The 10,618-nt window shown below is 71.3% G+C and carries 9 protein-coding genes; 5 read left to right on the top strand and 4 right to left on the bottom strand.

The features are described from left to right. Positions 1 to 11: 11 nt before the first annotated feature. Positions 12 to 1,217: a fatty acid desaturase gene (locus AIIKEEIJ_RS19040; RefSeq protein WP_161996344.1), complete on the top strand. Its 1,206-nt coding sequence runs from the start codon at positions 12 to 14 to the stop codon at positions 1,215 to 1,217. 13 nt (positions 1,218 to 1,230) lie between these two features. Further along, positions 1,231 to 1,458, top strand: coding sequence for a hypothetical protein (locus tag AIIKEEIJ_RS19045; RefSeq protein ID WP_006939021.1), 228 nt, complete (start codon positions 1,231 to 1,233; stop codon positions 1,456 to 1,458). Between the two features lie 93 nt (positions 1,459 to 1,551). Here AIIKEEIJ_RS19045 and gdhA read toward each other — a convergent pair whose 3' ends face one another. After that, entirely contained in the window at positions 1,552 to 2,895 is a 1,344-nt protein-coding gene (gdhA, locus tag AIIKEEIJ_RS19050) for an NADP-specific glutamate dehydrogenase (protein WP_161996356.1), read from the bottom strand. Positions 2,896 to 3,033: 138 nt separating this feature from the next. Next, positions 3,034 to 3,717, bottom strand: coding sequence for a GntR family transcriptional regulator (locus AIIKEEIJ_RS19055; protein WP_010596353.1), 684 nt, complete (start codon positions 3,715 to 3,717; stop codon positions 3,034 to 3,036). Positions 3,718 to 3,870: 153 nt separating this feature from the next. On the opposite strand from AIIKEEIJ_RS19055, the gene AIIKEEIJ_RS19060 reads away from it, so the two are divergent. The 3 genes from AIIKEEIJ_RS19060 (at position 3,871) to AIIKEEIJ_RS19070 (ending at position 9,362) form a co-directional block, all read left to right on the top strand. Beyond that, entirely contained in the window at positions 3,871 to 5,511 is a 1,641-nt protein-coding gene (locus tag AIIKEEIJ_RS19060) for a lactate permease LctP family transporter (protein WP_161996345.1), read from the top strand. Then, positions 5,508 to 6,899 (top strand): FAD-binding oxidoreductase, encoded by a 1,392-nt coding sequence (locus AIIKEEIJ_RS19065; protein ID WP_161996346.1) that lies wholly within the window; start codon positions 5,508 to 5,510, stop codon positions 6,897 to 6,899. Before AIIKEEIJ_RS19060 ends, AIIKEEIJ_RS19065 begins: the two co-directional genes overlap by 4 nt. 120 nt (positions 6,900 to 7,019) lie before the next feature. Then, entirely contained in the window at positions 7,020 to 9,362 is a 2,343-nt protein-coding gene (locus AIIKEEIJ_RS19070) for a heavy metal translocating P-type ATPase (protein ID WP_029543037.1), read from the top strand. Positions 9,363 to 9,435: 73 nt separating this feature from the next. Here AIIKEEIJ_RS19070 and AIIKEEIJ_RS19075 read toward each other — a convergent pair whose 3' ends face one another. Together AIIKEEIJ_RS19075 and AIIKEEIJ_RS19080 are read right to left on the bottom strand one after the other, a co-directional pair. Further along, positions 9,436 to 10,020, bottom strand: coding sequence for a hypothetical protein (locus AIIKEEIJ_RS19075; RefSeq protein WP_029543039.1), 585 nt, complete (start codon positions 10,018 to 10,020; stop codon positions 9,436 to 9,438). Then, on the bottom strand, positions 10,007 to 10,525 hold the full coding sequence (locus AIIKEEIJ_RS19080; protein WP_161996347.1) for a hypothetical protein: 519 nt from the start codon (positions 10,523 to 10,525) through the stop codon (positions 10,007 to 10,009). The genes AIIKEEIJ_RS19075 and AIIKEEIJ_RS19080 overlap by 14 nt, the downstream gene beginning before the upstream one ends. Between the last annotated feature and the right edge of the window lie 93 nt (positions 10,526 to 10,618).

Here is a 10,618-nt window from a genome sequence, read left to right on the forward strand (position 1 = left end):
TGGAGGACACCATGTTCGGTTTGTCCATCCCCCTGTCCCTTCCGCTGCCGGCGTTCCTGTCCGGCCGTCGCGATCCCGACCCGTCGCCGGTCGTGCTGCGCCGCGAGCAGGTCGAGGAGATCGGCCGCGAACTCGACGCCCTGCGCGAGCGCACCGTCGCCTCGCTCGGCGCGGCCGACCGCGAGTACATCTACCGCATCGTCGGGGCGCAGCGGCGCTTCGAGATCGCCGGTCGTGCCCTGTTGTTCGTGGGCTTCCTGCCGCCGGCATGGGTGGCGGGCGTGGCCGCGCTGAGCGTGTCGAAGATCCTCGACAACATGGAGATCGGCCACAATGTGATGCACGGCCAGTACGACTGGATGCGCGAGCCGGAACTGAACTCCCGCACCTTCGAGTGGGACACCGTATGTCCCGCCGACCAGTGGCGGCACTCGCACAACTACCTGCACCACACCTACACCAACATCCTCGGGATGGATCGCGACGTCGGCTACGGCATCCTGCGGATGGATCCGGCGCAGCGCTGGCACCCCTACTACCTCGGCAATCCCGTCTACGCGACGGGGCTGATGCTGCTGTTCGAGTGGGGTGTGATGCTGCACGACGCCGAGGTCGAGAACGTCGTCGCCGGCAAACGCAGCTGGCGCGACGTGATCCCGCTCGCCCGGGGGTGGTGGCGTAAGGCGCGCGGGCAGGTGGTCAAGGACTACGTCGCGTTCCCGCTGCTGTCCGGGCCGATGTTCGTGCCGACGCTGCTCGGCAACGCGGCCGCCAACCTGGTCCGCAACGTGTGGGCGTTCTCCATCATCTTCTGCGGGCACTTCCCGTCCGGGGTGCAGTCCTTCACCGAGGAGGAGACCGCGCACGAGACCCGCGGCGAGTGGTACGTCCGTCAGCTGCTCGGCAGCGCGAACATCACCGGCACGCCGCTGTTCCACATCATGTCGGGCAATCTCTCGCACCAGATCGAGCACCACCTGTTCCCGGATCTTCCGGCGCACCGGTACCCGCAGCTGGCGCTGGAGGTGCGGGAACTGTGCGAACGCTACGGGCTGCCCTACAACACCGGGGGCCTGCTCGCCCAGGTGGGCTCGGTGTGGCGCAAGATCGTGAAGCTGGCCCTGCCGCCGAGCTGGGTCTCCGAGGAGCCCACGACGTCGGTGCTCATCGAGCGCGGCGTGCCGGTCGCGGGTACCCTCGCCCACGACAGCGCCTGAAGGGGGCACCGCCATGGTGGGTAGGTTCGAACGCAACAAGGACACGCTCCAGGAACTGACCGAGTCCGCGGCGACGCACGTCGGCAACATCGCCGGCATCATCACCGGCGCGGTCCGCGAGGTCACCCGGGAGGTCGGGGACTGGATCAGCGACGGCATCGAGATGCGGGAGGCCGCCCGCAAGGCGAGCGCCGACGACGAGCGCGTCGCAGAGCCGCCGTCCGAGCCGTCCGGCGGGTAGGCGAAGAACGCCGGGTAGCTGAAGAACACACAGACAGCGCGGGGCGGGCACCGGGATCCGGTGCCCGCCCCGCGCCGTCGGCGTGTGTTCGGATCAGATGACGCCGAGCGCGAACATCGCGTCGGCGACCTTCACGAAGCCGGCGATGTTGGCGCCGTGGATGTAGTCACCGGGCTTGCCGTACTCGGCTGCGGTCTCCACGCAGTTCTGGTGGATGTCGCGCATGATGCCGGCGAGGCGCTCGTCGGTGTAGTTGAAGTGCCACGAGTCGCGCGAGGCGTTCTGCTGCATCTCGAGCGCGGAGGTCGCCACACCGCCGGCGTTCGCCGCCTTGCCCGGGGCGAACGCGACGCCCGCCTCGCGGAACACCGCGATGCCACCGGGGGTGGTGGGCATGTTCGCGCCCTCGGCGACGACCCGCACGCCGTTGTTCACCAGGGTCTTCGCGGCGGTCTCGTCCAGTTCGTTCTGGGTGGCGCAGGGGATGGCGACGTCGCACGGCACGTCCCAGATCGAACCACCCGGGAAGTACTGCGCGTCGGGACGCTCGTCGAGGTACTCGGAGATGCGGCCGCGCCGGACCTCCTTGATCTCCTTGAGCAGCTCGAGGTCGATGCCGTTCTGATCGACGATGTAGCCGGAGGAGTCGGAGCAGGCGATGGCGATGCCGCCGAGCTGGTGCACCTTCTCGATCGCGTAGATCGCCACGTTGCCCGAACCGGACACGACGACCTTGCGGCCCTCGAGGGAGGAGTTCACGGACTTGGCCATCTCCGCCACGAAGTAGGCGACGCCGTACCCGGTGGCCTCCCGGCGTACCTGCGAGCCGCCCCAGGTCAGGCCCTTGCCGGTGAGCACGCCGGACTCGTAGGAGTTGGTCAGGCGCTTGTACTGGCCGAACAGGTACCCGATCTCGCGTCCGCCGACGCCGATGTCGCCGGCCGGGACGTCGGTGTACTCGCCGATATGGCGGTGCAGCTCGGTCATGAAGGACTGGCAGAAGCGCATGATCTCCTGCTCCGAGCGACCCTTGGGGTCGAAGTCCGAGCCGCCCTTGCCGCCGCCGATGGGCAGGCCGGTGAGGGCGTTCTTGAAGATCTGCTCGAAGCCGAGGAACTTCACGATGCCGAGGTTGACGCTCGGGTGGAAGCGCAGGCCGCCCTTGTACGGGCCGAGCACGCTGTTGTACTGGACCCGGAAGCCGCGGTTGACGTGCACGTTGCCCTGGTCGTCGATCCACGGCACCCGGAAGATGATCTGCCGCTCGGGCTCGGTCAGCCGTTCGATGAGGCCGGCTTCGAAGTAGCGGGGGTGACGCTCGAGGACGACATGCAGGGACTCGAACACCTCGGCGGCTGCCTGATGGAACTCGGGTTCACCGGCGTTGCGCGCCTTCACCTGTTCGTAGATCTCTGCAATGCGGTCCCGGGTCGACACGCTCACCACCTGACTGTGAGGAAACTGTTACATGGCGTTAACACGTTGAATCATAGGCGCAGGCACCGGGCATCCGATAAAAGGGGGCAGTATGCCCGGGCTCCGGGCGTCGAGGGTGTCGGCCGAACCGGGGGACGGCTACGCGGGCTCGGGAAGGGTGGCTTCCGGGCCCGGGCTGCCGCCGAGCGCGGCGACGAGGCGTTCGCGTGCGCGTCCGAGGTGCCGGGTGATCACCTCGACCGCCGCATCGCCGTCGCCGGCCAGGACGGCGTCGAGGATCTGCTGGTGTTCGGCCGCGATGCTCGTGGTGGTGAGCAGCTGCTTGCCCTGCACCTGCACCATGCACAGCCGCACCTCGGACACGAGCGAGCCGAACATGCGGCTGGTGCGCGGGCTGCCCAGCGCGTCCACCAGGGCGGTGTGGAAGCGCATGTCGGGTTCGACGACGGTGAGCGGGTCGGCCTCGGTCATGGCCGAGATCTCGGCGTTGGCGGCCGACGCCGCCGGAGGCACCGCCCGGGTCTCGGCGAGCGCGCGCAGCACCACCGATTCCAGGTGCGCGCGGGTGCGGTAGATGTCGCGCACGTCGTCGGGGCCCAGCTGGGGCACGCGGGCGGTCTTGTGGGCGCTGCGCTGCAGTAGGCCCTCGCCGACGAGCTTCTCGATGGCGGCCTTGGCGGTCGGCCTGGCGACTTCGTAGGCGCGGGACACCTCGGCTTCGGTGAGGGCGTCCTCGTGCGTCAGCTCCCCGGCGAACACGCGCCGCCGCAGTTCCAGGGCGAGGGCGTCGACGATCGACAGGGCCTCGACGCGTCCGACCAATGCCCCGCTCCTTCCCGGCTCTCCGCGCACCCGCACGGACCTGCGCGAACACGAGCATTCTTGCACGACGCCGCACATGCATTCTTGACAGGAATGTGTACTTGTCTGACAATTCTGGGAAACGGTGACAGGCATCACAACGAGAGGCGCGCTATGTACCAACAGACACTCGACCCGATCGGCGGCTCACTCGCCTGGTCGGCCGTGGTCGCGGCGATCCCGCTGGCCGCGATGTTCGTCATGCTCGGCGTCTTCAGATGGAAGGCGCACCGTGCGGCCCTCGTCGGTCTGGCGCTCGCCGGGTGGGGCATGCCGCTCGGCCAGGCCGCCGCCGCGACCGCCGAGGGAGCCTTCTACGGCCTGTTCCCGATCTTGTGGATCCTCGTCAACGCCCTCTTCGTCTACAAGCTCACGGTTGTCACCGGCTGGTTCGAGGAGCTCGGCCGGGTCATCCGGTCCATCTCGGACGACCAGCGCATCCTCGCCATTCTCATCGCCTTCTGCTTCGGTGCGCTGCTCGAGTCGCTCGCCGGATTCGGCGCGCCCGTCGCGATCTCCGCGGCGATGCTCATGGCCGCGGGCATGGCACCGCTCAAAGCCGCGTGCACGTCCCTGCTGGCGAACACCGCGCCCGTGGCCTTCGGTGCGATGGGTGCCCCGATCCTCGCGCTCGCCGGGGTCACCGGGCTGCCGCTCGACGACCTGTCCGCGATGGCCGGCCGGCAGACGCCGTTCGTCGCGGCCGTCGTGCCGATGGTGATGGTGTTCCTCGTCGACGGCCGCCGCGGAGTTCGGCAGACCTGGCCCGTCGCGGTCGTCGCGGGCCTGACCTTCGGCCTCGCCCAGTTCGTCACCGCGAACTACCTCACTGTCGAGCTCACCGACGTCGTCGCCGCGATCGTCACGGTCGGCGCGGTGCTGGGCATGCTGAAGGTGTGGCAGCCGGAGGAGCGCCTGGTCGCCACGACCGACACCGCCCTCACCGCACCGGTCGGCGCCGGCACCGCGGTCGGCATCGCCGCCCCGCCGTCGCGTTTCGACGGATACAGCCGGACGCGGCGCACGCTGCTGGCCCTCGCCCCGTACCTGACGATCATCGCGATCTTCACCGTGGCGCAGATCCCGTTCGTCAAGACGTGGCTCACCGAGATCGGCACCGTGTCGTTCCGCTGGCCCGGACTCGACATCGTCGACGTCGACGGCAAGCCGCTGAGCGCGCAGACGTTCAAGCTCGACCACCTCAAGGCCACCGGCACCCTGTTGCTGCTCGCCGGGGCCGTCACGGCCGGGATGTACGGGATCGGCGTACGCCGCGCCGTCCGCGCCTACGCCGACACCCTCGTGCAGCTGCGCTGGACCATCGTCACCGTCACCTCGGTGCTCGCGTTGGCCTTCGTGATGAACCTGTCCGGTCAGACCGCCGGCCTGGGCATGGCGCTCGCGTCCGCGGGCGGGGTGTTCGCCCTCGTCTCGCCGCTGATCGGCTGGATCGGCGTGGCCATCACCGGATCCGACACGTCGTCGAACTCGCTGTTCGGCGTCATGCAGATGACCGCCGCGCAGCAGGCCGGGCTCGACCCGGTGCTCATGGCGGCGGCCAATTCGTCCGCGGGTGTGCTCGGCAAGATGCTCTCGCCGCAGAACCTGTCGGTCGCGGTGGCCGCGGTCGGCCTGGCCGGGGCGGAGGGTGTCATCCTGCGCCGTCTGATCGGCTGGAGCCTCGGGTTGCTCGTGTTCCTCACCGTCGTCATCTACCTGCAGTCCACCCCCGTTCTCGATTGGATGGTTCCGTGAACACCAGCGTCGTGACTCCCGTCCCCGACACCGAGCCGGTCGTCGCCGCGCTCGTCGACGCCCTCGGCGACGCCGTCGTCACCGATCCGGACCGGATGCTCGCCTATCGGCGCGACCAGTCGCTGCTCACGCCGGCCGGGATGCCGCTCGCCCTGGTCCGGGCGCGGGACACCGACGACGTCGTCGCCACCCTGACGATCGCGCACCGGCACGGCATCCCCGTCGTCACCCGCGGCGCCGGCACCGGTCTCGCGGGTGCGGCCAACGCCCTCGACGGCGGCATCGTGCTCAGCGTCGAGAAGATGAACGCCATCGTCGAAATCGACACCGAATCACGCACCGCCACAGTGCAACCCGGGGTGATCAACGGCGATCTCGCCGCCGCGGCCGCCGAGCGGGGGCTGTGGTACGTGCCGGACCCCGGCAGCCGCGCCGTCTCCACCATCGGCGGCAACCTCGCCACCAACGCCGGCGGCACCTGCTGCGCGAAGTACGGGGTCACGGCCGACCATGTCGCCCGCATCAAGGCGGTGCTCGCCGACGGGCGGATCATCCACACCGGCGCCGTCACCCGGAAGAACGTGGCGGGACTGAACCTCACGCAACTGCTCGTCGGGTCCGAGGGCACCCTCGCCGTCATCGTCGAGGCCACCGTGCGGCTGCGCGCCGCCGCCGCCGCGGCGGCCACGGTGGTCGCGAGCTTCCCGGAAACCGCGCAGGCCGTCGCCGCGGTGCTGGCGATCCGGGAGCAGGCCGAGCCGTGCCTCGTCGAACTGATGGACCGCACCACCATCGCCGCCGTCAACGACATGACGCACATGGGACTCGACGACACGGCCGGTGCGCTGCTGCTCGTCCAGTGCGACGGGCGCGACGCCGCCGCCGAAGCGCAGGTGTGTGCGCGGGCCTGTACCGCGGCGGGCGCCACCGAGGTGTACGACACCGCCGACCCGGTGGAGGGGGAGGAGTTCATGGCCGCGCGGCGGGTCGCGCTCACCGCGCTCGAGCGGTGTGGCAGCACCCTGCTCGACGACCTGGCCGTTCCCGTGCCGCGGCTGCCCGAGATGCTCGCGGCGATCGAGGCGATCGCCGCGCGGCACGAGCTGCTCATCGGCACGTTCGGGCACGCGGCGGACGGAAACCTGCATCCCACCATCGTGTTCGACGCCGCCGACGAGGTCGTCGCGGGGCGCGCCCGGCAGGCGTTCGACGAGATGGTCGCCGAATGCCTGGCGCTCGGCGGTTCGATCAGCGGAGAGCACGGCATCGGGGTGCTCAAACAGCCGTACCTCGAAACCCAGGTCGGCACGGTCGAGCGTGCGCTCATGCAGCGCATCAAGGCGGCGTTCGACCCGAGCGGGATTCTCAACCCGGGGCGCGGGATCTGACCGGCCGGCGACCCCCGGGGACGGACCCGTCGACGGACCTCCGTCCCTACCCGGCCGACGGCTGGTGGTGGCACGGTGGGAGGTGACATCGGCACCGGTGCGGAACGGGGGAGTGCGGCAGTGGCGACACAACCGGAATCCACGCGGCGGGAGCGGCTGCGCCGCGCCTTCGAACCCGCGCTGCTCGCCGTCACCCTCACCGCCCTGACGGCCGGGGGCATCGCCTGGCTTCTCGGTGCCCACGCCGTCGCCGACGCCTGCTGGATCGCCGGCACCGTCGTCGCGATCGTGCCCGCGACCTGGTGGGTGATCGACGCGCTGCGCCGCGGCCGCGTCGGGGTGGATCTGATCGCGGTGCTCTCCCTGGTCGGCACCCTGCTGGTCGGCGAGTACGTCGCCGGGGCGCTGATCGGCGTGATGCTCGCGTCGGGGCAGGCCCTCGACGCCGCCGCGGAACGCCGCGCCACCAAGGACCTGCGGGCCCTGCTCGAGCACGCCCCGCACACCGCGCGCCGCCGCGTCGGCGACGAGGTGCAGGTGGTGCCGCTCGGCGACGTCGTACCCGGGGACACCCTGGTCGTCGGGCCGGGCGAGGTGGTGCCGGTCGACGGCTGGATCACGTCCGAACTCGCGGTGCTCGACGAGTCCGTCCTCACCGGCGAGCCGATGCACGTGCAGCGCCGCACCGGGGAGGCCGTGCGCAGCGGCGTCGTCGCTGCCGGCGGCGCCTTCGAGATCCACGCCCGTGCCACCGCCGAGGACAGCACCTACGCCGGCATCGTGCGCCTGGCCCGCGAGGCCGCCGCCGAGAGCGCCCCGGTGGTGCGGATCGCGGACCGGGTCGCCGCGTGGTTCCTGCCGCTGTCGCTGACGGTGGCGGGGCTCGCGTGGCTGCTCAGCGGGTCGGCGACCCGTGCCGTCGCCGTGCTGGTGGTGGCCACCCCGTGCCCCCTGCTGCTCGCCGCGCCCGTCGCGATCGTCTCCGGTCTCTCCCGCGCTTCGCGCCTGGGGGTGGTGATCCGCAGTGGCGGCGCACTCGAGAACCTCGGGCACGCGACGACGCTGGTGATGGACAAGACGGGCACGCTCACCAGCGGCCGGCCCGCCGGCGCCGACATCGTCACCGCACCCGGGGGCGACGGCGCCGAGCTGCTGCGCCTGGCGGCGTCCGCCGACCAGCTCTCCCCGCACGTGCTCGCCGAGGCCATCGTGCAGGAGGCGAAGATGCGCGGGCTGACCCTGTCGCTGCCCACCGACGTCGCCGAGCAGGCCGGCACCGGCGTGGCCGCGACCGTCGACGGCCGGCGCGTCACCGTCGGCAGCCTGCCGCTGCCCGCCGACGCGCCCGGCTGGGCCCGGGCGGTGCTCAGCCGTGCCGCGCTCGACGGCGCCGTCGTCGCCTGGGTCACCGTCGACGGTGACCTGGCCGGCGCCCTGCTGCTCGTGGACCCGCTGCGCCGCGACGCCGCCCGCACGCTGCGGCGGCTGCGCTCGGCCGGGCTGGACCGGCTGGTCATGCTCACCGGCGACCGTCGCGAACCGGCCGAGGAGATCGGCTCCGTCCTCGGCCTCGACGGGGTCTATGCCGAGCAGACCCCGGCGGACAAGGTGAACGGTGTGCGTGCCGAGCGGGAGTCGGCGGTGACGGTGATGGTCGGCGACGGCGTCAACGACGCCCCCGCCCTCGCCGCCGCGACCGTCGGCGTCGCGATGGGCGCCCGCGGATCCACGGCGAGCTCGGAGGCGGCGGACATCGTGCTCACCACCGACCGCCTCGACCGGCTCGCCGATGCCATGGAGATCGCGCGTCGCTCCCGGCGTATCGCCGTGCAGAGCGCCACGGTCGGCATGGGCCTGTCGCTGGTCGCCATGGGCTTCGCCGCGTTCGGCTACCTGCCTCCCGCGGTGGGTGCGCTGCTGCAGGAGGGCATCGACGTCGCGGTGATCCTCAACGCCCTGCGCGCCCTGCGCGGCGACCGGGACCGGGAGCTGGCCCTGCCCGACGACACCGAGGCGATGCTGCACCGGTTCTCGGCCGAACACGACGTCCTGCGTGACGAGCTGTCGATCCTGCGCGACACCGCCCAGCTGCTCGCGTCCGGCGATCGGCCCGCCGCCCACACGGCGCTGCGCCGCGTCGACGCGTTCCTGTTCGACACGCTGCTGCCGCACGAGCAGGCCGAGGACAGCGAGCTGTACCCGGCGCTCGCGGTGCCGCTCGGCAGCGGGGAGGCGACCGCGACGATGAGCCGGATGCATGCCGAGATCGACCGGCTCAGCCGCCGCCTACGCACGCACCTGGCGCAGGCCGACGCCGCCGGCGGCCTGCGGCCGGACCAGTGCGACGACCTGCTCGCCTGCCTGTACGGGCTGTACGCGCTGCTGCGGCTGCACTTCGTGCAGGAGGAGGAGAACTACTTCACCCTCGCGCCCGAGGCCGAACGGGCGGACGGCTCGGCATGACCGGTCCGGGCGGACGGCTGCGGCCGTACGTATCCGGTTCTGCCGGTGCGATGTTCGCGGTGGGACGGCCGGGTCAACGCCGGGCTTCGGCCGCGATCATCGACAGAGTCGGCCGTGCCATGGCCCGCACGAACGGCCCGACCGCCGTCCAGTAGCGGCGGAAGAGTCTGCGGGCCTTTTCGTCGGTGCCGTGCACCCGGATCTCGGTGAGCAGGACGCAGGTCTGCGCGTCGTACGGCAGGACGGTGAAACTCCATGTGCCGACCCCGCATTCGGGAATCGCGATGCTCGACAGGGGCGCCCCGGGATCCCAGTCGACGCGGCCGTAACCCGGCTCCCACCACCGACCGACGAAGCCGAGCACGAGTTCCCGCCCCGGTTCCTCGGCGACCACCTCGAAGCCGCCCTGCGGACCGATCAGGTCACCGAGGCGGATCGAGCGGTGCGCCCGCACCTCCCGACGCCGCGGCGCGCGCACGGCGTCGAAGGCCATCCGGGCCAGATTGGGGGCGGCGATCACCGGGGACCGCATGAAGTCGATGCGCCGGATCGCGGCGAACGTGTCCCCGGCCGGGGCGTCGACCACCCGCGCGCGTACGACCCGCTGCTCGAAGACCGGCAGCTGCCGTTCGGTCGCGGTGGATTCACCGTCCGGCATTGTTGCTCCTCGGAAGCTGCGCGGTTCGAGTCGCCGACAGTTGCCGGACCATCACCCAGCGCGCGACGAGGTAGCCGAGGACACCGCCGTAGACGGCCTTCAGCACCAGGAACCATCCCGTCGACAGCCCCGACACACCGAGGAGGTGCAGCACCCAGATCGCGAGCACGGAGACGGCCGCGGCCGCCACCCCGAGCGACAGGCCCAGAGACCACGTGCCGGACGGCAATCGCGCCAGCCACCGACCGGCCTGCGGGGCGTCGGCGGTGGTCGCATCGAGCCCTGCGCGCAACGCCCGTCGCACCCCGGCAGCGGAGAACCAGGAGACGAGCACGGAGAGGATGATCGCGGTCAGCGCGATGTCGACGACGATCCCGTCGGCCGACCACAGCGGCACGAACGTCGTGCCGCGCTTTCCCGCCCACGCCAGCAGCGGATTGACGACGACGTTCACCAGGCCGGTGACGACGGCCTGCTTCCGGACGTACGAGGCAGCAGAATCCACGGCGCGTCCTCCTGATCACGGCCCGCGGAAGCGGGCCCCTCTCATCGTGAACCGCGGAACCGTGCTCGTTCCAGGGCCGTAGGTCCCCAGCGA

This window comes from Rhodococcus sp. YH1 (genome assembly GCF_009939605.1).
GTDB classification, from domain to species: Bacteria; Actinomycetota; Actinomycetes; order Mycobacteriales; family Mycobacteriaceae; genus Rhodococcus; species Rhodococcus aetherivorans.

What these genes read in the sequence shown, in the direction of transcription:
- AIIKEEIJ_RS19040 (WP_161996344.1), top strand. Translation starts at nt 12, where the DNA reads ATGTTCGGTTTGTCCATCCCCCTGTCCCTTCCGCTGCCGGCGTTCCTG.
- AIIKEEIJ_RS19045 (WP_006939021.1), top strand. Translation starts at nt 1,231, where the DNA reads ATGGTGGGTAGGTTCGAACGCAACAAGGACACGCTCCAGGAACTGACC.
- AIIKEEIJ_RS19060 (WP_161996345.1), top strand. Translation starts at nt 3,871, where the DNA reads ATGTACCAACAGACACTCGACCCGATCGGCGGCTCACTCGCCTGGTCG.
- AIIKEEIJ_RS19075 (WP_029543039.1), bottom strand. Translation starts at nt 10,020, where the DNA reads ATGCCGGACGGTGAATCCACCGCGACCGAACGGCAGCTGCCGGTCTTC.